Origin of the sequence: Pedobacter sp., assembly GCF_040513095.1 — a bacterium.
Taxonomy (GTDB): domain Bacteria; phylum Bacteroidota; class Bacteroidia; order Sphingobacteriales; family Sphingobacteriaceae; genus Pedobacter.
Map to the genome: position 1 here is coordinate 44,143 of NZ_JBEVDX010000014.1, position 21,194 is coordinate 65,336.

Consider the following 21,194-nt stretch of genomic DNA (forward strand, 5'->3'; position numbering starts at 1 on the left):
TTATTCTGTTGTTGAATTGTTATTGAATAGATGGTAATACTCGCCCTGTAAACTGAGCAGTTCCTCATGTGTTCCCGATTCTGATATTCTTCCGGAGGATAGCATGTAGATATAGTCTGCATGTTTAACAGCCGACTGCCTGTGACTGATGATCAGCGCAGCACGGTTTCCAATTCTCTCCCTGAATGAGTCAAAGAGTTCCTTTTCAGCTGTGGCATCCAAAGCACTTGTAGCTTCATCAAGAACCACAAACCTGGATTTACTAAAGAAGGCCCGGGCAATAGCAAGTTTTTGCCACTGTCCGATGCTCACCTCATGTCCGTCTTCAAAGATACGGCCCATGATGCTGTCGTAGCCTTCAGGAAAATTGTCGATAAAAAGATCGGCGCCGGAGTTTTTTGCTGCTTCGATCACTTCTGCATGTGAGCGTTGCTGGTGTATATCCCCAAACCGGATGTTATCGGCTACACTGACATTGTATTTCCCAAAGTCCTGGAAAACTGCACAAATTTGTTTCTGATATTCAAAACTGCTGAAGGTCCTGATATCAGTGTTGTTGAGGGTAATCTGTCCGGAAGTCGGGTCATATAATCTGCAGAGCAGTTTGATCAGCGTTGATTTGCCCGCACCGTTACTTCCTACAACTGCAATGATTTTACCTGCCGGCATTTTAATACTGATATCAGTTAGGGTATTTTTCTCGGCATGCGGATAAATGAAACTTACGTTTTTAAGTTCCAGATCGATTTGCTGATCCTGAGGAATTGGCTTCGGCTCAGGAATTTCAGTGAGACTGCTTTCCAGATCAAAAAGTTCAAAGACGCTTTTCACAAAAATATTATTCTGGTACAGGGTAGAAATTCCTGATGAAAGACTTTGCATTATATTGAAAGCCTGAGGCAGTGCCACAAGGAACAAGGTGATATCACCAACACTGGTAATTCCATGGATGCTCCCTATAGCAATATATGCGATGCAGGAAAAGAATCCCAATGTAGCAATAGTAGCAGTAAGCACTTCTCTGTAGGTACGTTCCTTACTGAGCTTTAATCTTCCTTCCAACAGCCTTAACCTGATTGCTACATAGGTCTCGCGAATGTGATGACCCAGGCCAAAACTTCTTATTTCCTTGGCATGAATATCTGAGGTAAGCAAAGTACTCAAGTAGGTAGATTTTCTTTCGAGGGCAGTTTGGGTAAGACGCAATGCATTCTGGCTGTCCGCAAAGCTGATACGGACCCACAGGGTAGGGATCACAAAAAGAGCAAGGATTGGGAACAGGCGCCAGTCAATTGCTACCAGCATAGAAGCAATAAGAATCAGGCTTAATACATTTTTGGCAATATCTACCATCGTAAATACTATCAGATTGGGCCTGTCGCTTCCCATGTCCCTGGCCCTTTTCAGGATATCAAAGTATTCAGGGCTCTCATAAAATGAAAGATCAAGAGCAATTGCACTCCTGTGAATTTTATCATCCATATATTCAGACACTTTGCCCGACTGTTTTTCGATGATGTAGGCAGATAAGGATTTTACCGAGGCATAACATACAGCGGATAAGGTGGCAAAAATGACAAACCTGATCACTTCAGGCTCATTTTTAAGATCCTGAATACCATGTTTTGAAATGGTATCTATCAGTGCTTTGAGTAGATATAGTGAAGAAAAAAACAGCCCACTTTCCAGAATGATGAAAAATATGGAGATGACGGTCCATTCTTTGGACGCATCCCAGATTAAACTAATAATTCTTGTAATGTTTAGATTGGTACTGAATTTATGAACTTTATGGGCAAACGATTTGATCATATGGTAGTATGAGGGAACAAAAGTAGTATTTTCTGTGCTTATAACGGGCTTTTCCGTTTAAATTGCCGGATTCGCTCTATTTCGTTTAAATAACCCGGAAAGCGTGTACAGCACTTGATTTGCCAGTGTAGACAATGGTTTTTCAACTACGATATTTATTAGCCATGAGGATAGAAGACTGATCATTAATATTCCAAACAATAGCACATCTGGTTGAATATTATTTCTGAAATACCAGTAAAAACACATAAAATAAATGTGAAAAAGATAAAGTGGGTAAGTGAGCGTAGCCAGCATCAGAGAAAACCGTTTTGCAGCAATATGTATCAGCCCCGTGCTGATCAATAAAAAAACAGCGTATACGGCAGTAATGATTAGTGGATACACATATGGGGCTGAAATCGAAGCACCCTTGTAAATGGTATTCAAGTCATCAGTCTGGGCTTTTGAAGTCATTATTGCACAAAAGAAGTTTAATGCCAGAAGCGCGTATACTTTTATTTTACCCGGGTGATTTGCATTGATCATGTAAAACAACATACCTGCCGACAGGGGTAGAAAAACCAGATATGGCTGCATTCCGGGCTGAAATACTCCGTAGAGGCATAATAAAATAACAAAGAATAACAGAGTTAATATCCTGTTCCATAGTTTTAGAGCGATAACGACACCTATTAAAGCGTAAAAGACAATTTCAACCATCAGTGTATGGAACACCGGATTAATCATTGGCGAGCCCAGCAGGTATGGAATCATAGTAAAATTGACAACTAATGTTTTAAGGGAAGCCTCTGCAAGATAGCTGTGGTTGGTGTAAAATAAACGGGGCATTATATAAGCAACAATACAGCTGATCCAGAACAACGGATAAAGCCTTGCAATCCTGCTGATCACAAAATCTTTTATACCCCTGTTTACAGATGTCAGCGTAACTACGTAACCACTTACCATGTACAGAATTACAACAGCAACACTCCCATATTTTGAGAACCACAGGTATTTGTCATTTGCCGGTACAATGTGATAAACGAAATTAAATGTTGCCGCATAGTGGTTAAAAAAGACGTATACAACAGCGAAGAATCTGAGGTAGTCAAGGGCAGCAGACCTTTGAGAGGGTACATTTTTGGTCATTAAAAGGGATTTAATATTTTTTATAAAAGCAGTGTTTGATTTATCAACTCAGGAACTCCCAGTAATTATCACTATTTATAACCTGAGCAGAGCGCGGTGCATAGGTTTGAATAAAGTTATCCGGAAATTTCACTTTAACTTTTGCATTCCATTTGATCTCGAACGCAGATATCTCATTGTCCTGTTCCTCCAGATAGTCAATTTCTGCTTTGCTTACGTTGCGCCAAAAATAGGTGTTACCATAAAAACCTGTATAGGCAAGATTCTTTTTGCGCTCGCTTATGATAAAGTTTTCCCACAGGGCACCAATATCGTTTCGCTGGGATAGAGGAGCGAAATTATTGATTACACTATTCCTGATCCCATTGTCGTAAAAAAAAATTTTACGGGATGAGCTGATCTCGTTTCTCAGATTTCTTGCAAAGGGATTCAAACGGAAGATAACGAAGGATTTTTCAAGTAAATCAATGTAAGTGCTGATTGTTGCCTTATCTACCCCCACGGTCTTTGATAATTCATTATAAGAAACCTCATGCCCTACCTGCCATGCAAGTGCCTGCAGCAATTTTAATAATGCGTCCGGGCGCCGGATATTTCCAGTTTCCAATATATCTTTATACAGATAACTACCTGCAAGATTATTGAGTGTTTCTATAGCATTCTCAGGATTATTAATTACATCAGGATACATTCCTGTGATCAGAAATTCTTCAAGCCGGTCATGAACTTTGGCAAAGGACAATTGCACTTTAAGTTCATTCCAGGACAGCGGGTACAATCTGTACTCCCATTTGCGGCCGGTCAGGGGTTCATTAATTTTACTGGCAATTTCCAGAGAGGATGATCCAGAGATGAAAAGCTGAACATCCTTTTTGGCATCAACGATCATTTTAGCTGTAAGACCAATATTTTCCAGACGTTGTGCTTCATCAAATACAACTACTTTATAGTTTCCAAGATAATTATTGATAAAAGCTTGTGTGGGATTATTCCAGGCTAACCGGACAGCTGGATCATCACCATTGATGTATAAATAATCATCATTCAGTGAAGCAGCGATCTTAGTAATCAATGTTGTTTTACCGACCTGACGTGGTCCTAAAACAACAATTGCTTTCTTATAATCTACCTTTTTTTCCAGAATATTTTGAAGAGACCTACCTATCATAAGAATTCCTATTCCCCAAATATAGCTATATTTGGGGAATATATTCGCTAAATATGGTTATTTTTGGAGAATAGGAATCAACTCGCATTTAATAATCATTTTTAAAGATTGAGGTTAATAAGCCAAAAAAAAATTGTAAAGTTATAATATGATTAGTAAATTAGCTACATAGTCACTAATAATCAATCTGTTACATTATTATCAATACCCTCTCCTATTCTTTAGATGCCAGAGCACAAAATATTTTGAGCCGTCGACTGACTAGTTGCCTAAACATGGGCTTTTGCAACCCATGATAACCTGGAAATACAATCTAAATTATATTACCATGAAAACAATCTCAAAGATTAAACCGCTGATTATTATTTATCTGCTTTTAATATTCACTGATTCTGCAATGGCAGCAGTTCCCGCCAATCCCCCATCGAATTTTAAACATCAATATGCCATTGTAAATGGTGTAAAAATCCATTATGTCATCGGGGGAAAGGGGGAGCCATTGCTACTGGTACATGGATTTGGCCAAAACTGGTACATGTGGAACAGGTTGCTACCTGAGCTATCCAAGCATTTTACTGTCATCGCACCAGATATGCGCGGAGTTGGTGAATCAGGAAAGACTAAGGATGGCTATGATAAAAAAAATATGGCTGTGGATATGCATGAACTGATGAAAAAGTTAGGCTACAGCCATGTTAACCTCGCCGGTCATGATATCGGCTTAATGGTAGCTTATTGCTATGCTGCGCAATTTCCTGGCGACGTAAAGAAATTAGCCTTAATGGATGCTTTGCTACCAGGAATTGAGCCCGTATGGAGTCAGGTTAAGGCACAGGCCTGGTGGTTTGGCTTTTTCGCACAGCCCCATTCGGGAGATCTCGTTTCCGGCAAAGTGGGTTTATTCTTCACTGATTTCTGGCCAACGGTAGGATTTCAGAAAAATGCCTTTACTAAAGCAGAGACCGCAGAATTTATCCGCGCATACTCCGTACCTGAAGCCACTACCGGCGCGTTTCACTGGTTTGGTTATTTTGATGAAGATGCAAAGGACAATGTTGAATTTGCCAAACATAAACTACCTATGCCGGTATTGGCAATGGGCTCAGATCATTTTGCTGGGCCATTTCTGGCAACGCATACAAGATTAGTGGCTGATCATGTAGAGGAATCGGTAATCAAAGATTCCGGACATTGGATAGTGCAGGAGAACACACCGCAAGTTCAAAAGGACCTGCTTGATTTTTTCATAAAATAAAGGTCTTGTTACATTACCATTTTTGTTATTTTAAAATTCGACATGCTTATTTACACAAAAACTGAGGTATGAACATTTTTAACGAAAAGTTATGATTAAGGAATTAAAGCAGCGCAATCTTTTTCATTTGAAGCATTTCAAACTTTATGAAGATCGGTTTTACTATAAGAACAAAGTTATAGGGTCGCTCCCGCAAAAATTAATGATCCACCAGGCATTTAAAGATCTATGGCAACTGCAACTCGCCACTTTATAGCTTAATGGATTGCCAACACGATAATGAGGCTTTTCTTCATTTTGATCCATAGCCAAATATAATTGTTTCGGTTTAACAATATCCCATACCTTTTCCTGAGAAACAGTTGCCCCGGCCTTGACCAACATTTCCTCTATTTGTCCAGTGATATGCTTTTCCCTTCCCGGAGATAGATCTTCCACGTAGCAACAGTACTTCTCTCAACTCCCAAACGCTTATACACACCCCGCTCCCTTATTAGCGTCTCCAAGGCCATACGCGTTCCCTCTACCTGCATATCAAATAGATTACGAGACCAATAATCACCAATATGGCAGCTACTTCCCACCACGAGAGTTCAACAGCGAACTTCAATTCGGCCGCATCACATCGGATGTACACCTTAATAAATGCTACAAGTTGCTTTATCATAATTTAGTATATGCTGATAAAAGAGCGCGCGAGGAAATTAATAACAATCTGCAGTGCTACATTCTTGAAGACCGGAAGCTGCCACCAAGCGAACTATGGCATCTAGTAACAATTTAATTTCTGATGCCATTGCTTTAACATATGTTTAAAAATCATATTCCAGTATAATATCATCGATCCTCACCTCAGAACATCCCTAACCTCAGCATATGAATTGTAAGCAAGCGGTACCCAAAGCCTCCACCCGCCACAATTTTTAACTACTGACCAACGTAAAAATTTAGAGTATTTTCAATGAGTGATTAAGTATATGTAAGAACATATTCAGACAAAAATAAAACCCTGTAAGGTTTTAACTTACAGGGCTTACTTTTAACTCAGTACCCGAGAGCAGATTCGAACTGCCACGCCGTTGCCAGCACCAGCCCCTCAAGCTGGCGCGTCTACCAATTTCGCCACCCGGGTATGATTCTGTGCTGCAAATATATATTTATTCACAATAGTTTTACCACTAATTTGAAAAAACTACAACTCAATTTGTAAGCCGTCATAAGCAAGCCTGATATTTGAAGGCAGTTCTACCTCGATATCAGCATGTTTGCCCAGATTATGGCTCATATGCGTAAAATAAGTCATTTCTGCTCCGATATCTTCAGCAAAGGAAATCGCTTCCTCCAAAGTAAAATGAGAGATGTGTTCTTCCTTCTGCAAAGCATTCACTACCAAAATCTTTGTGCCCCTGATCTTATCAACCGAAGCCTGAGTGATAGTCTTGGCATCAGTGATATAAGTAAAATCATTGATCCTGTAACCCAGAATAGGCAGCTTGTAATGCATAATATCAAGCGGGATGAACTCAGTATTGCCGATAGAGAAAGGTTCACCTGTAACCGTATGCATGTTGATCTGCGGAACACCCGGATAAACCTTCTCAGCAAAAATATAGGAGAACTCCTTTTTTAATGCTTCCTGCACACGCAAAGTAGCATAGATATCAATATTTTTCTTAAGTAAATAGTTGAAAGGCCTGATGTCATCCAGCCCTGCTACATGGTCCTTATGTTCATGTGTGTAAACAATCGCATCCAGATCCTTCACCTTTGCCCTTAGCATCTGGTACCTGAAATCAGGGCCACTGTCAATCACAATAGTCTTGTCGGCAGTTTCAAGTAAAACAGAAACTCGCAGGCGCTTATCTCTGGCATCGTCCGACTGGCAAACTTCACATCCGCAGGTGATCACAGGAATCCCCTGTGATGTACCGGTACCCAGAAATGTGATTTTCAAAATGCGAAAGTTAAGGTCATAATTCCAAAATTAACAAAAAAAGGGTTAAGACAATTTGCCTCAACCCTTTTTTATAAATAATAATTTTATCAGCGCAGATCAACTACTTCAACCCCAGGGTATTTCTTGGCATCAAAGCCAAAGGTACCTGCCGGAACCTTTACATTGGGCACAAAACTCTTTACTATATAGGTATACTTGTTGCCGTTTTTATCAAAGATCACCACATTGGCAATCTGATGGGCAGATTTGTCAATTCCCAGCCTGATCTTAAAATAAGATTTCTTCGAATCTACAGGAGAAAGATCTATCATCTGATAAGTCTTTGCACCATCCTTTTTCTCCCCGGTATAAAGGTATTTGAAGCCTTTTTCATACAAGGTAAATATGCCCGCAGGGTTCAGTGCATCACCACTGTTATCAACCGCAGAAACCTGTACTTCCTTATCCTTCTTAAGATAGGTCCACTGGCTTTTCCCGTCACTGATCATATCCTGATCGGTCATTACTACCTTATACTTGTTGGCAGCAGACTGCACGGTCAAAGTGCCCTGTTGGGTATCCTTTTGTTTGTTCTGAGGATTTTCCATCGTAAAGACAAACGTTGCCTTTACTACGTCATAAGCTTTATACTTTTTACTGGCTTCAGCTAATATAGTTTTTGCTTTTGCATCGGTCTGGCTATAGCCGGAAATATACGTTCCGGATAAGAGCAGCAACAATAAGATCTTCTTCATTTGGCTGTTATTTCTTCAGATTAGTCAAGAATTGTTCCAAAGCATAATCATCAGGCAGCAATACTTCTCTGGCCTTACTGCCTTCAAACGGTCCAACTACACCAGCAGCTTCAAGCTGGTCAATGATCCTTCCTGCCCTGTTATATCCTAATTTCAGCTTACGCTGGATGAGGGATGTAGATCCCTGCTGGTGCATAACGATCAGGCGTGCAGCATCTTCAAACATAGAGTCCCTGTCATCAGGATCGAAATCAGCCTTGGCAGATTCAGCAGCTTCATCAAGGTATTCCGGTAACTGGTAAGCTTCCGGATAACCGCGCTGGTTACCAATGAACTCAGAGATACGGTCAACTTCGGGTGTATCCACAAAAGCACACTGTAACCTGATCAGATCGTTGCCTGTAGACAATAACATATCCCCGCGACCAATTAACTGGTCTGCACCGCCACTGTCGAGAATCGTCCTGGAATCGATCTTAGACAATACCCTGAAGGCAAGCCGGGCCGGGAAGTTGGCCTTGATCGTACCTGTAATAATATTTACTGAAGGACGCTGAGTTGCCAGCACAAGATGGATACCTACCGCACGTGCCAGCTGGGCAAGGCGGGCGATCGGAGTTTCTACTTCTTTACCGGCGGTCATCATCAGATCGGCAAACTCATCCACTACTAACACAATATAAGGCAGGAAGCGGTGTGAATTATTCGGGTTCAGTTTCCTTTTGATAAACTTTTCGTTGTATTCTCTCAGGTTCCTTACCTGTGCATCCTTCAAAAGATCATAACGCTGATCCATCTCGATACAGAGCGAATTCAGGGTATGAATTACTTTCTTGGTATCTGTAATAATCGCATCGGCCTCTCCCGGCAGTTTTGCCAGGAAATGACGTTCAATTTTGTTGAAAAGTGTAAGCTCTACCTTTTTTGGGTCTACCAGCACAAACTTGAGTTGTGAAGGATGTTTCTTGTACAGCAGTGATACCAGGATTGCGTTGATACCAACTGACTTACCCTGTCCGGTTGCACCGGCAACAAGTAAATGGGGCATCTTAGCCAGGTCGGCAATGTAAACCTCGTTAGAGATGGTCTTACCTAAAGCAATCGGGAGGTCCATATCCGTTTTCTGGAATTTCTCTGTAGCCAGGATGCTGCGCATAGAAACCATTTCCGGATGCATATTTGGCACCTCGATACCGATGGTACCTTTTCCCGGCATCGGCGCAATAATCCGGATCCCAAGGGCCGCTAAGCTCAGAGCGATATCATCTTCCAGGTTCTTGATCTTCGAGATCCTTACGCCCGGGGCAGGAATGATCTCGTAGAGCGTTACTGTAGGACCAATTGTTGCCTTGATCTTATCAATCTCAATATTGTAATGGTTGAGCGTTTCAACGATCTTATTTTTATTGGCTTCCAGTTCGTCTGCATTGACAGAGATCTTATTGGAACCATGATCTTCAAGCAGGTCGATGGTCGGATATTTATAACTGGCCAGATCCAGTGTAGGATCATAATTGCCAAACTGCTCTACCAGTTCTTCAGATTTCTTCTCCTCATCAGTTTTCTCGATGGTGAGTTGTGGCTCAGGCTTCACATCTTCATAGATAATCTCCGAAAGCGGTTCAACAACCGGCGAAAGGATGATCGGCGCATTGTTCATGATGTTCAACACTGGTGGAGCTGGCGGTACCACATCTTCCTCTTCGAGAGGCGCATTTTCAAAACGGCTCGGCGTTAACACGATATTCTGCTGTGTCTTTTTACGCTGCCCAGCCAGACGGTCGTTCAGCGTAAATTCTACTTCTCCGGGATTTTTTTCCAGCTGTACATTTTCAGCTAAGGCAGAATGGCCCCTCACTACGTTATTCGCTATTGCGCTCTCATCTTCCCTTTCGGCACGTTGTTCAGCAAAGCGTTCTGCAACAGCTTCGGCCGCGGCAGGGAAGTGGTTACCAACCTCGGCAACATCCAGTTCTTCATCATCTTCCTGGCGCTGTTTACGTTCAGGAAATTTAAAATCAATGTTATAGGCAATAATTAAAATAGTCAGCCCTAAAAAGGCGAGCAGCCCCCCTACTCCGGTGATCCCAATCTGGGCAACCAAAAGCCTGTTGCTCCAATAGCCCACTTCACCTTCCAGGTAATGCGGCGCATCAGAAAAGAACGAATGGAAAAATCCAAACGTCAGGGATAAAAAGAGCAGGAAAAATAAGCTGTAGCCCAGGGTTTTTTCCAGGGCGAAGATTTTGACCTTAAACAGCAGGCGGTAGCCGATGACAAAAAAGATAAATACAAAAACAAAAGAAGATACCCCAAACCATTCATAAATAAACTGGTGAGACAGCAAGGCACCAAACTTACCCAGCCAGTTCTGCACCACGATAGGGATATTGTGCTGCTGCAGTTCCTCAATAGTCTTAAAGAGGTTGCCCCATCCGCCGTTGGCATCAATAACATAGCTGTAATCTTCCTGCCAGGTAAACAGGTAGGAAGTAAAGGCCACCAGAAAGTAGATCGAAAGGATCAGAAAAAACAAACCCGCTATCTTGAGGACGCGCTCATTCTGAAAGTTCAGTGAAGGCATTCTGTCAAACAGCTCTCTTTGTGGTTTTGCCGATGCTCTTGAACCTGGCTTGTCTCCGTATTCGTTTTTGAATGAATTAGATTTAAATTGGTTTCCCCTTACCGACATTTTGTATAAACTAGTATTAAACAACAAATATAAAATATATAGTTGTATGTGTCACGTTATTCTAAAAGCAGAGGAAGAATATATCCTGAAAGCAGCAGTATTTGTATTTACATATCCCAAATCCGGAGTCTGATCCTTTTGATATAATGCCGCACATCCAGAATAAGCGCCGCCATCACATAAAACACAATTGGAAAACCGACTGCCAGGAAAGAAGAATAGATAAAGAAAAGCCTGATCTTGCTGATCGACATATTAAAACGCTCTGCGATATAAGTACATACCCCAAAACTCTGTTTCTCAAAATAGGTGACGATGCTCTGGAACATGATGTTTGTCTTTATATTTTTCAGGGGTATCAATTATTGATCAATTTAGAGATTATATTATATAAAAGCAAAAACCATTCCCTAAATACTATCCCGTTTAGTAACAATATCTATTCCAACAGCACAATTCAAACACTTCTTAGTTGCGCAATAGTTTTTATGCAGTTGCAGGATAGCCTGTGAATCACTCGCACTTTTTAATTTTAGCCCCGCGGCTTTATATTTCCTGACCACGCCATTGTCCTCAGCTGGTATACTTTTCAGAAAACTGACCGACCGCTGCCGGATCTCCGGAATACCGAAATATCCGCCGTAATGATATAAAATCACGCATACAACATTGATAATCAAGATGTCGACCGATTTCCTGCCCAGCCGCAGCTCCATTGGCTTACAAATTTTATCAAAGTGAGAATGGTCTTTCCAGTAGGGATGAACGGAAACCGGTGTAAATAAACTGATCAGGGAAGGGAGCTTTCCGGCAGCAAGAATATCCGGGATGGCCGGGGTATTTCCTGTTAACATGCCCGCCAGCTGTGCAATCCTCAGGACAGGGAAATTCTGCGGATGCATTCTGAGAAATTTCCACAGCGATGGATCCAGAGGCACAAGCTGATACTTTTTTCTGAGGAAAACATACTCAGCCTGTAGCTGGCGCGGATAGCTGTCTACAAAATCACCCTCCAGAAAACCTGCCTGTCCAAACAAAAGGGCTTCGATCTGCAGCGCCTGATTCCTGTGCCTGCCCAAAAGCGTAGCTGGTAATTCCGCAGCCAGCAGCTCAAAGGGAATAGTGTTTACCTTAAAGCCAAAGTTCCTGATGAGCAGCTGATGAAAGGTTTCATTCCAGTTGTACTTGTTCTTTACCATCAGTACTTCCAGTTCAGCCGATTTCTCCGCCAGTCTCTCAGCAGCCATGGTATCAAGGACTTTCCTGATGATCGCAGGATCTGCCTGACTAATCTGACCAGCGCAGGGAAAAAAACTCCTGCCATCCAGCAGCGAACGGTACCGCTGCAACATATCATCCGGAATAAGGTCTTTAAGTAAAAGTACGGGAATCAGGCTGCCATCCGTACGGCAGATTACAGCGTCATCCTCATAAACCACATGGAGGATCACAGTATCATATAAACGGTCTTGCTGGTGATGGTGCAATAGCCATTCAGAGGCTTTCACATGGATCTCTACATTCCCTGCCCATAACGTTCCAGCAATCCTGAGCCGCGCTGAACTGAAATCAGGCCCGGCATGGGTATTGGGAGATCCGGTATCAATAATTTCCAGCTTTGCCCCATCAGTGCAATACAGATCGAGCCTGGTCAGCAACCGGTACTGCCAGATATAATGTAAAAAGTCTTCATTAAGCCGCATGAAGCAAACTTAATTCTAAGACAATATTTCCTGTTAATTAATTTTTTACACCAGGTTAGCCTTTTCCAGTATCTGCTGCATCTCCACTTGTAATTTCAATGCTTCTTCCCTGGCTTTCTCTGCAAAATCTTTTCCATTGCTGGCGTAGATAATCCCCCTGGCGGAGTTGACAAGTAATCCGCAATGGTCATTCAAGCCAAATTCACATACATCGGCCAGACTTCCACCCTGTGCACCAACACCAGGTACAAGCAGGAAACTATCCGGTGCCAAACGCCTGATATTTGCAAATTCAGATCCTCTTGTGGCACCAACAACATACATCATGCGTTCGCTGTCCGCCCAGACAGAAGACACTTTGATCACTTCTTCATAAAGTTTACCTTCGGGTGTTTCGAGCAGCTGAAAGTCGTGATGGCCTTCATTTGAAGTTGCTGCCAGCAGGATTACCCATTTGTCTTCATATTTTAAAAAGGGGCTGACAGAATCTTTGCCCATATAAGGAGCCACGGTAATAGAGTCGAAACTCATGCCCGACTTCTCCTGGTTAAAAAAAGCATCTGCATACATAGCTGAGGTATTTCCTATATCTCCCCTCTTCGCATCTGCTATGCTGAAAATTTCCTTCGGGATATGCGCCCAGGTTTTCAGTAAACTCTCCCAGCCCTTCAGACCCCTCGATTCATAAAAAGCAGTGTTTGGTTTATAGGCAACACAGAGGTCAGCTGTCGCATCGATAATTTGTTTATTGAACTCAAAAATAGGATCTTCAAGATCTAAAAGATGTGGAGGAATATTTTCCAGTACCGGGTCAAGACCTACACACAAAAATGATTTTTTAGATTTTATCTGTTCAAATAGTTGCTTTTTATTCATTTGGGCTGAGATTATGCGCAAATATGCCAAAATTTCGACAGCTTTCTAAAAGCTGGTTTAACAAAACTTAAGTAAAATATTTCTAACATTTTTAAATTTTACTTGGAGTTTCAGATACAAATACATACAATTGCAACATAATTCTCAAAAGTTTATCTGATCAGTCCAGAAAATCTCACAAAATTTTGTACTATTTTTCAAATCCTAATTGCATTTTTTGCTCTGATATGTCGATAAATACGTTTATAAAAATTTCTCTACACCCACATAATGTTTAACAAAACAGAATTAAATGAAAAACTCACCGCTGAACTGCGTGAGTTAGCAAAATCTAAGGGGATCTTAAATGCCGATGATATGCGTAAGGCAGAACTGGTTGAAGTGATTCGCCAGATCAGCGAACAGCAGGGAGAACCAGATGTAATTATTCCATCAACTGAATCCACTATTGCCGAGATCATTACCACAAATGATGCTGCAAACCAGGCACCGGTAAAAGCTGCAAAAGCGAAAGCTCCAAAAAGCAATACCGCTGAAAAACCACTCAGAAAAAGAACGCGCATCTCAAAAGATGAGCCTGAAACAACTGCAGCGGCCAACACTAATTTTAACAGAGCCTCATTATTTGACAATCCTGCAACTGAGGAACAACAGGAATCTGTTGCCCAGCCTTCTGCAGGAAATGAAGAAGCTGAAGTAGCTGTACCACAAGCAAGAAAAGAAGACAATTCACCGGTACCTGCTGCCAATCCTAACGGCGAACAGAAAAAAATAAAGCCCTTAAGAGAAGACAACAGGCCTAAGAACAATAATACAGGTAACAACAGTAACCAGAAATCAAATGAAAACAGTTATTCTAACCTGGATTTCGACAATACCATCACCAATGAAGGTGTCCTGGAAATCATGCCCGATGGTTATGGCTTCCTGAGATCTGCAGATTACAACTACCTTTCATCTCCGGATGACATTTATGTATCGCAGTCGCAAATCAAATTATTTGGTTTAAAAACCGGTGATACCGTTAAAGGAAGTATCCGCCCGCCAAAAGAAGGTGAAAAATATTTCCCGCTGGTACGCGTGGAAACAATCAATGGACGTCTTCCTGCTGATGTGAGAGACAGGGTTCCTTTTGATTACCTTACCCCATTGTTCCCTACTGAAAGATTAAACCTTTTCACAGAAACAAATAACTATTCTACAAGGATCATTGACTTGTTTACCCCAATCGGTAAAGGCCAGCGTGGTTTGATCGTGGCACAGCCGAAAACAGGTAAAACAAACCTGCTGAAAGAAGTAGCCAATGCGATCGCTAAAAACCATCCGGAAGTTTACCTGATTATCCTGCTGATCGATGAGCGTCCGGAAGAGGTTACAGATATGGCAAGAAGCGTACGTGCAGAAGTTATCGCATCAACTTTTGATGAGCCTGCTGAACGTCACGTTAAAATCGCCAATATCGTACTCGAAAAAGCAAAACGACTGGTAGAATGTGGCCATGATGTAGTAATCCTGCTGGATTCAATCACCCGTCTTGCCCGTGCTTACAATACAACGGCCCCTGCTTCAGGTAAAATCCTTTCCGGTGGTGTGGATGCAAACGCATTACATAAACCAAAACGTTTCTTCGGAGCGGCAAGGAATATCGAAAGAGGTGGTTCACTGACCATCCTGGCAACTGCCCTTACAGATACTGGTTCTAAAATGGATGAAGTGATCTTTGAAGAATTCAAAGGTACCGGTAACATGGAGCTTCAGTTAGACCGTAAACTGTCCAATAAACGTATCTTCCCTGCAATTGACATTACTGCATCAAGTACCCGCCGTGATGACCTGCTGCATGACAGAGATACTTTACAAAGAGTATGGATCCTGCGTAACCACCTGGCTGATATGAATGCACAGGAAGCTATGGAGTTTGTTCAGGCACAAATCAAGAACACCAAGACTAACGAGGAGTTCTTAATTTCAATGAACAGCTAATCCAAAATGAAGAAACACATTCCTAATGCATTAACTTGCGCCAACCTCCTTTCGGGATGTTTTGGTGTGGTTTCTGCATTTAAAGGTAATTTAGACATAGCCGCTTATGCAGTGCTCGCCTCTGGTATATTCGACTTTTTCGATGGTTTTGTGGCCAGGTCCCTGGGCGTAAAATCGGCCATCGGCAAAGAACTGGATTCACTGGCGGATATGGTAAGCTTTGGTTTTTTACCAGGGGTGGTGATGTTTCAGATGCTTGCCCAAAGTGATTTCAGTTCGCCTTACCTACCTTATTTGGGTTTCCTGATCACGATGTTTTCGGCGCTCCGCCTGGCTAAATTCAATATTGATGAACGCCAGACAGAAGATTTTATAGGGCTGAACACGCCGATGAACACCTTGTTTATCGTGTCGCTTCCCTTTATCCAGCGCGATTACCCGGGATTGGGAAATTCTACTTTACTGCTGGTGGCAATCACCGTGGTTATGAGTTTCCTGCTCACGAGCGAGATCAGGATTTTTTCTTTGAAATTTGGTACGCAGGACTGGGCCCAGAACAAGATTAAATACATTTTCCTGATCCTATCTGCTATCCTGATCGCGTTCCTGAAATTCGCTGCAATTCCCTTTGTACTGGTGCTGTATATCTCTTTGTCTATACTGCATTTCAGACGTATACCCAAACTATAACGATTTAAATCAGGCCTGATCAGGATAATCAGCTTCCCTGATCAATTTTTAAAGCTAACTAGAGACGTTTCTCTAGTTCAGCTTTTGCTTCATCCAGCTGCCTGTATAAAATCTGCACAAAATCACTGAACTCCTGAAAGTTCTTTGGCATATCCGAGAGATCTTTCTGGTCACGCGCACTGTTTTCAATCAGCTGCAGATGTCCGCGGGCATCCTCCCTGCCAACATACGATAGCGTAGGTTTGATCTTGTGCGCAAATCCTGCTGCTTTATCCCATTCCTGTGCAACGATCGACTGCTCCAGATCGGCAATATATAAAGGCGTTTGTAATTTGAACATATCGATCATTTCGATCATAAATTCTGCACTGTCGCCCGACATATCCCGTAAATAAGACAGGTCTAGAGGGCTGTTGTTTTTTTCTGCGTCTATCATTTGGGACAAAACTATATAAAATTATGAGATTTTTGAAACCACTAAGTTATCCTTTAATATGGACAATAAGCCTGAAATATTTTGTTGTAGCAAAGGATGTTGGGCTTCGCCTGCAATTTCGGCCAGCGGCTCCAGCACAAATCTCCTTTCATGCATCCTCGGATGCGGTATCTGAAGCCGTTCACCATCACTGACAACCTCTTCAGCGTATAATATAATATCAATGTCGATCACCCTTGCACCCCATTTTTCGGCCCTGATCCGTCCCAGTTCTTCTTCAATTTTTAACGTACGTTTTAATATCTCCTGCGGATCCAGACTGGTTTTAACTCCGGCAGCCAGATTATAAAAGGCTGGCTGGTCTACATTTCCCCAGGCTGCAGTTTCGTAAAAGGATGACATTGCAGTAATTTCGCCTATTGTATCCCCTATTCTGCGCAATGCATTGTTTAATATTGCCCTTCTGTCCCCTAAATTGCTTCCAAGTAACAAATAAACTGTTTTGGTCTCTAATTGCATATAAAACCCTGATTCATTTAATATCTTTACAAATTAAATATTAATCATCCACATGAGAGAATTTTTCAAATATGTTTTTGCTACGGTTGTAGGTATCATTATTTCTACATTCCTGATTTTCCTGGTTATCATTCTTCTTGTGGTTGGTGTGGTATCTTCTATCGACGAGGATAAAAGTATCAGCGTACTCAGTAACAGCGTGCTTTACCTCAATCTCGATCAAAGCATTAAGGAGCGTACCCCTAACAAAACACTGGAGAGCCTGCCAATCGTTGGTAACGGCGGACAAAAAAGTATCGGTTTCAATGATTTGATAAGGGCACTTAAAAGAGCCAAAACGGATGACAATATCACCTGTATTTATCTGAATGTAAGTTCTCCGGCTGCGGGCAAAGCTACTCTCAAGGAAATACGGGATGCCCTGATTGATTTCAAAAAAAGTAAAAAGAAAATCATCGCTTACAGCGAAGTATACACCCAGGATGCCTATTACCTGGCCTCAGTAGCAGATAAAGTCTATCTGAATCCACAAGGCGCACTTGAATTCAAGGGATTCAGTTCGCAGCTGACATTTTTCAAAGGTGCAATGGAGAAAATAGGTGTTGAAGCCCAGATTATCCGTGTAGGAAATTATAAAAGCGCTGTGGAGCCCTTTATCAATGATAAGATGAGTGAGTATAACCGTAAACAGGTAACAGCTTACGTGGGAGGCTTATACAATACATTCCTCGAAGGAATTTCTGCTTCGAGGAATATCCCTGAGGACAGCCTTTATGTATATGCCAATACCTACAGGATACAGCAACCTAAAGATGCGCTGAGTTATAAAATGATTGACGGACTGAAGTATAAGGACGAGGTACTGGATGAACTGAAAAAACTGAGCAGCACTGGCGCTAAAGAAACGCTTTCTACGGTAACCATTAATGATTATGCGCAGAACCAGAAAACTGAGAACAGCGACAGCAAAAATAAAATAGCTGTGATCTATGCCAATGGCGATATTACCGGTGGCGAAGGCAACGATGAGTCGATCGGATCTGAACGTATCTCCCGTGCGATCAGGAAAGCAAGAATGGACGATAAGGTAAAAGCTATAGTTCTGCGTGTAAATTCAGGAGGTGGCAGTGCCCTCGCTTCGGATGTGATCTGGAGAGAGGTGGTGCTGAGCAGAAAAGTTAAACCTGTCATCGCATCTTTTGGTGATGTTGCTGCTTCTGGTGGTTACTATATCGGCTGTGCTGCCGATTCAATTTTTGTACAGCCCAATACTATTACGGGTTCAATTGGGGTTTTCGGTATCATACCTAACTTCCAGAACCTGTTCACAAATAAACTGGGTATCACTTTCGATGGCGTAAAAACCGGTGAATATGCAGATATCATGAGTGTAAACCGCCCGCTTACCGCTGGCGAAAGGTTAATCATCCAGACAGATGTGAACCATGTATATGACAGCTTTATCACCCGCGTAGCGGATGGACGTAAGAAATCAAAAGCTTATGTTGACTCCATTGGAGGTGGTCACGTATGGGTAGGAACAGATGCAGTGAAAATTGGGCTTGCAGACAAACTGGGCAGTTTTAATGATGCCGTAGTTGCTGCGGGTAAAAAAGCCAAACTGACGGAATATAAGGTAGTGGAATATCCAGAGCAAATCAGTACGCTGAAATCACTCCTGGACGATGGCGCGGATAATGTAAAGATGTATTATGCGAAGCAGGAATTTGGCGAAAACTTTTACCTGTACCAGCAGATGAAAAAGGCAGTAGTAAATGCCGGTATACAGGCACGCATGCCATTTGACATCCTGGTACAGTAGGCTATAATTTTTTCCATTCGGGATGAACAGGCAGGTAAACTGCATTTGCCGGTCTGTTCTTCACGTGTATCGTGATCGCGGTACAGGTATCCCTTTGCAGGTCAAATGCAATGCCATCAGCTACACTGTCATATACGAAAACACTGTCTTTTTGAGCATTCACATAGGTTTCCGTCTTCCTCAGTAAGGGATAAGCTTTCAGCAATTCTGCCAGTCTGACTCCTGTATGTATACCCTGGGCAGTTTGAAATTCTGGCGCAGCAACTGAAACCTGCTTCACTGCTCTGATCACCATGTTGCTGTCTCGGTAAGAAGAAAATATCACTGTGGGATTTTTCTTTAAAACTTTTTCATCTCCCTCATACCATATCCCCAGCGCACTACCCATAGCCGCATCCCCGTCATCAGGTCGCCCCATTAATTCAGACACCTGCTCCATATACTGACCGATATATATTTTACCGGCCTGTTTGCCAGCAATCACAAGTTTGGAGGAATCCACTTCCTGAAACTTCACAGTATCCTTTTTTCTAAGCGCAGTATCCTGCTGTGCATTATCGCTTGCAGGAGCATGGCATGCAGCTGATAAACCGAGCAGTAGCGCTCCTAAATAATTCATCCCTTTCATACCTGGTCAGTCAACAAAACTATGCCATAAATACATTGTTGGGGAAAAACGCTTCTTTTTATTTATTTTAGCGCCCAATGGAAAACAAGACCATAGCCCGCAGTTTACGGCTCCTGTCTCAGCTGATGGAGTTGCATAATGAAAATCCTTTTAAAATTAAAAGCGTGGCAAATGCTGCTTTTAAAGTGGATAAACTACCCTTTGCCATCAGTACCAAAACCCGGGAAGAGATTGAACAGATCGATGGCCTCGGCAAAAGTACGGCTGCAAAAGTTTGGGAATTACTGCAAACCGGCACCATGACCGACCTGCAAAATATTCTGGCCAACACTCCGGAAGGAATTGTGGAGATGCTCAGCATTAAGGGGATAGGTCCCAAAAAGATCGTAGTGATCTGGAAAGACCTGGGCATTGAAAATATAGGTGAACTGTATTATGCCTGTAATGAAAACCGACTGATCGAAGCCAAAGGCTTTGGATTGAAAACCCAGGAGGAGATCAAAAAGGTCATTGAATTTAAAATGGCTGCGCAGGGCAAGTTCCTGTATGCCCAGTCTGAAACACTCGTGCAGAGTTTATCTGCCGAACTTCTGTTGTGGTTAACACAACTCGAACAGGCTCCGCTATTGAGCGTAGCCGGTGGCTTTCGCCGTTACAATGAGATCATCGAAGAACTGGATTTTGTGGCAGGTGTTGACAATGAAGCAGCTGTAGTTGAAAAGCTGCACCTGTTTGCGGCGCTTCCGTTTGAGCAGAGCACCGCCAATCTTTTTACTGCAATGAGCCCTTTCGGATTGAAAATACAATTACATATTTATCCCAGGTCCGAGTTTTACATCAGCCTGTTTAAACTGACCGGCAATGAAAGCCATGTTAGCAAGGTACTGGAGCTGGCAGGCGAAGGCCCTTTTGAAGATGAAAAGGCGATTTATGCCAAAGCAGGACTCAGCTTTGTAGAACCTGAACTTCGTGAGGGACTCGATGAGGTTGAACTTGCAAAAGAGGGAAAACTACCTGCATTAATTACTTACGAAGATCTGAAGGGCAGCCTCCACAACCACTCCACATGGAGTGATGGGGTGCATTCCCTGGAAGAGATGGCAACCTATTGCAAAGACAATTTGCATCTGGAATATCTTGGCATATGCGATCACTCCAAATCTGCCTTCTATGCCAAAGGGCTCAATGAGCAGCGCGTATATGCACAACACCAGGAAATTGACGCACTGAACCAGAAACTGGCCCCTTTTAAAATATTCAAAGGTATTGAAAGTGATATTCTCAATGATGGTTCACTGGATTACAGTGACGAAATCCTGAAGACCTTTGATTTTGTAGTTGCCTCTGTTCACAGCAACCTGAGAATGGATGAAGAGAAGGCTACTGCAAGACTCATCAAAGCAATTGAAAACCCATATACAACGATATTAGGCCATCCCACAGGAAGGCTCCTGCTCAGCCGTAAAGGTTATCCTATTGACTATCACAAGATTATTGATGCCTGCGCAGCCAACAAGGTGGTGATCGAGATCAATGCGAACCCGCTGAGGCTGGATCTCGACTGGCGTTACCATCGCTATGCGCTGGAAAAAGGCGTCCTCTTGTCGGTCAATCCTGATGCACACCGCATGGAAGGTTTCAGGGATATGCACTACGGAGTTTACATTGGCAGAAAAGGCGGACTGGAAGCTGGCTCCTGCCTGAACACATTCAGCCTGGCTCAGATCGGTGAATATTTCAGCTCCCGAAAACAGTAGTCCTTTTTTCTACCTATATTTGAAAATT

At 42.4% G+C, this 21,194-nt stretch carries 17 protein-coding genes and 1 tRNA gene; 5 read left to right on the top strand and 13 right to left on the bottom strand.

Annotated elements, in window-relative coordinates; translation table 11 throughout:
* The 3 genes from ABWY16_RS02250 to ABWY16_RS02260 are packed head-to-tail and all read right to left on the bottom strand — an operon-like array spanning position 1 to position 4,114.
* A complete protein-coding gene (locus tag ABWY16_RS02250; RefSeq protein WP_353903025.1) occupies positions 1 to 1,812 on the bottom strand; it encodes an ABC transporter ATP-binding protein in 1,812 nt (603 codons plus the stop codon).
* A gap of 57 nt (positions 1,813 to 1,869) precedes the next feature.
* Positions 1,870 to 2,946 (bottom strand): acyltransferase family protein, encoded by a 1,077-nt coding sequence (locus tag ABWY16_RS02255; protein WP_353903026.1) that lies wholly within the window; start codon positions 2,944 to 2,946, stop codon positions 1,870 to 1,872.
* A 43-nt stretch (positions 2,947 to 2,989) separates the two neighbouring features.
* A complete protein-coding gene (locus ABWY16_RS02260; protein WP_353903027.1) occupies positions 2,990 to 4,114 on the bottom strand; it encodes an ATP-binding protein in 1,125 nt (374 codons plus the stop codon).
* 328 nt (positions 4,115 to 4,442) lie between these two features.
* On the opposite strand from ABWY16_RS02260, the gene ABWY16_RS02265 reads away from it, so the two are divergent.
* A complete protein-coding gene (locus ABWY16_RS02265; RefSeq protein ID WP_353903028.1) occupies positions 4,443 to 5,369 on the top strand; it encodes an alpha/beta fold hydrolase in 927 nt (308 codons plus the stop codon).
* A gap of 1,048 nt (positions 5,370 to 6,417) precedes the next feature.
* Here the strand turns inward: ABWY16_RS02265 and ABWY16_RS02270 are convergent.
* The 7 genes from ABWY16_RS02270 to pyrF all read right to left on the bottom strand — a co-directional run bounded on the left by ABWY16_RS02270 (position 6,418) and on the right by pyrF (position 13,331).
* Positions 6,418 to 6,501, bottom strand: a tRNA-Leu gene (locus tag ABWY16_RS02270).
* Between the two features lie 60 nt (positions 6,502 to 6,561).
* Positions 6,562 to 7,323, bottom strand: a complete 762-nt coding sequence (locus ABWY16_RS02275) for an MBL fold metallo-hydrolase (protein WP_353903029.1) — start codon at positions 7,321 to 7,323, stop codon at positions 6,562 to 6,564.
* An 89-nt stretch (positions 7,324 to 7,412) separates the two neighbouring features.
* A complete protein-coding gene (gene lolA1 / locus ABWY16_RS02280) occupies positions 7,413 to 8,060 on the bottom strand; it encodes an outer membrane lipoprotein periplasmic chaperone LolA1 (RefSeq protein WP_353903030.1) in 648 nt (215 codons plus the stop codon).
* A 7-nt stretch (positions 8,061 to 8,067) separates the two neighbouring features.
* Positions 8,068 to 10,752, bottom strand: a complete 2,685-nt coding sequence (locus tag ABWY16_RS02285; protein WP_353903031.1) for a DNA translocase FtsK — start codon at positions 10,750 to 10,752, stop codon at positions 8,068 to 8,070.
* Between the two features lie 107 nt (positions 10,753 to 10,859).
* Positions 10,860 to 11,081 carry a PspC domain-containing protein gene (locus tag ABWY16_RS02290; RefSeq protein ID WP_353903032.1) on the bottom strand — a complete coding sequence of 74 codons (222 nt, stop codon included), beginning with the start codon at positions 11,079 to 11,081 and terminating at the stop codon, positions 10,860 to 10,862.
* A gap of 81 nt (positions 11,082 to 11,162) precedes the next feature.
* Positions 11,163 to 12,455 carry a DUF2851 family protein gene (locus ABWY16_RS02295; protein WP_353903033.1) on the bottom strand — a complete coding sequence of 431 codons (1,293 nt, stop codon included), beginning with the start codon at positions 12,453 to 12,455 and terminating at the stop codon, positions 11,163 to 11,165.
* A gap of 45 nt (positions 12,456 to 12,500) precedes the next feature.
* A complete protein-coding gene (gene pyrF, locus ABWY16_RS02300; RefSeq protein ID WP_353903034.1) occupies positions 12,501 to 13,331 on the bottom strand; it encodes an orotidine-5'-phosphate decarboxylase in 831 nt (276 codons plus the stop codon).
* 270 nt (positions 13,332 to 13,601) lie between these two features.
* Here pyrF and rho point away from each other — a divergent pair, with 270 nt between their 5' ends.
* Entirely contained in the window at positions 13,602 to 15,314 is a 1,713-nt protein-coding gene (gene rho / locus ABWY16_RS02305) for a transcription termination factor Rho (RefSeq protein ID WP_353903035.1), read from the top strand.
* Between the two features lie 6 nt (positions 15,315 to 15,320).
* A complete protein-coding gene (gene pssA, locus ABWY16_RS02310) occupies positions 15,321 to 16,004 on the top strand; it encodes a CDP-diacylglycerol--serine O-phosphatidyltransferase (protein ID WP_353903036.1) in 684 nt (227 codons plus the stop codon).
* Between the two features lie 58 nt (positions 16,005 to 16,062).
* Here the strand turns inward: pssA and ABWY16_RS02315 are convergent, their stop codons facing one another.
* Positions 16,063 to 16,440, bottom strand: a complete 378-nt coding sequence (locus tag ABWY16_RS02315) for an Hpt domain-containing protein (protein ID WP_353903037.1) — start codon at positions 16,438 to 16,440, stop codon at positions 16,063 to 16,065.
* A gap of 21 nt (positions 16,441 to 16,461) precedes the next feature.
* On the bottom strand, positions 16,462 to 16,959 hold the full coding sequence (gene folK, locus ABWY16_RS02320; protein WP_353903038.1) for a 2-amino-4-hydroxy-6-hydroxymethyldihydropteridine diphosphokinase: 498 nt from the start codon (positions 16,957 to 16,959) through the stop codon (positions 16,462 to 16,464).
* A gap of 52 nt (positions 16,960 to 17,011) precedes the next feature.
* On the opposite strand from folK, the gene sppA reads away from it, so the two are divergent.
* Positions 17,012 to 18,781, top strand: coding sequence for a signal peptide peptidase SppA (gene sppA, locus ABWY16_RS02325; RefSeq protein WP_353903039.1), 1,770 nt, complete (start codon positions 17,012 to 17,014; stop codon positions 18,779 to 18,781).
* 1 nt (position 18,782) lies between these two features.
* Here the strand turns inward: sppA and ABWY16_RS02330 are convergent, their stop codons facing one another.
* Complete coding sequence (locus ABWY16_RS02330; RefSeq protein WP_353903040.1) at positions 18,783 to 19,400, bottom strand: hypothetical protein; 618 nt, start codon at positions 19,398 to 19,400, stop codon at positions 18,783 to 18,785.
* An 86-nt stretch (positions 19,401 to 19,486) separates the two neighbouring features.
* Between ABWY16_RS02330 and ABWY16_RS02335 the strand changes: the two genes are divergently transcribed.
* A complete protein-coding gene (locus ABWY16_RS02335) occupies positions 19,487 to 21,166 on the top strand; it encodes a DNA polymerase/3'-5' exonuclease PolX (RefSeq protein WP_353903041.1) in 1,680 nt (559 codons plus the stop codon).
* The last annotated feature ends 28 nt before the right edge of the window (positions 21,167 to 21,194 follow it).

Coding starts and splice junctions, on each gene's coding strand:
- pssA (WP_353903036.1), top strand. CDS start 15,321: ATGAAGAAACACATTCCTAATGCATTAACTTGCGCCAACCTCCTTTCG.
- ABWY16_RS02335 (WP_353903041.1), top strand. CDS start 19,487: ATGGAAAACAAGACCATAGCCCGCAGTTTACGGCTCCTGTCTCAGCTG.
- ABWY16_RS02295 (WP_353903033.1), bottom strand. CDS start 12,455: ATGCGGCTTAATGAAGACTTTTTACATTATATCTGGCAGTACCGGTTG.
- folK (WP_353903038.1), bottom strand. CDS start 16,959: ATGCAATTAGAGACCAAAACAGTTTATTTGTTACTTGGAAGCAATTTA.
- sppA (WP_353903039.1), top strand. CDS start 17,012: ATGAGAGAATTTTTCAAATATGTTTTTGCTACGGTTGTAGGTATCATT.
- ABWY16_RS02260 (WP_353903027.1), bottom strand. CDS start 4,114: ATGATAGGTAGGTCTCTTCAAAATATTCTGGAAAAAAAGGTAGATTAT.
- pyrF (WP_353903034.1), bottom strand. CDS start 13,331: ATGAATAAAAAGCAACTATTTGAACAGATAAAATCTAAAAAATCATTT.
- ABWY16_RS02330 (WP_353903040.1), bottom strand. CDS start 19,400: ATGAATTATTTAGGAGCGCTACTGCTCGGTTTATCAGCTGCATGCCAT.
- rho (WP_353903035.1), top strand. CDS start 13,602: ATGTTTAACAAAACAGAATTAAATGAAAAACTCACCGCTGAACTGCGT.
- ABWY16_RS02250 (WP_353903025.1), bottom strand. CDS start 1,812: ATGATCAAATCGTTTGCCCATAAAGTTCATAAATTCAGTACCAATCTA.
- ABWY16_RS02290 (WP_353903032.1), bottom strand. CDS start 11,081: ATGTTCCAGAGCATCGTCACCTATTTTGAGAAACAGAGTTTTGGGGTA.
- ABWY16_RS02285 (WP_353903031.1), bottom strand. CDS start 10,752: ATGTCGGTAAGGGGAAACCAATTTAAATCTAATTCATTCAAAAACGAA.
- ABWY16_RS02315 (WP_353903037.1), bottom strand. CDS start 16,440: ATGATAGACGCAGAAAAAAACAACAGCCCTCTAGACCTGTCTTATTTA.
- ABWY16_RS02265 (WP_353903028.1), top strand. CDS start 4,443: ATGAAAACAATCTCAAAGATTAAACCGCTGATTATTATTTATCTGCTT.
- ABWY16_RS02255 (WP_353903026.1), bottom strand. CDS start 2,946: ATGACCAAAAATGTACCCTCTCAAAGGTCTGCTGCCCTTGACTACCTC.
- lolA1 (WP_353903030.1), bottom strand. CDS start 8,060: ATGAAGAAGATCTTATTGTTGCTGCTCTTATCCGGAACGTATATTTCC.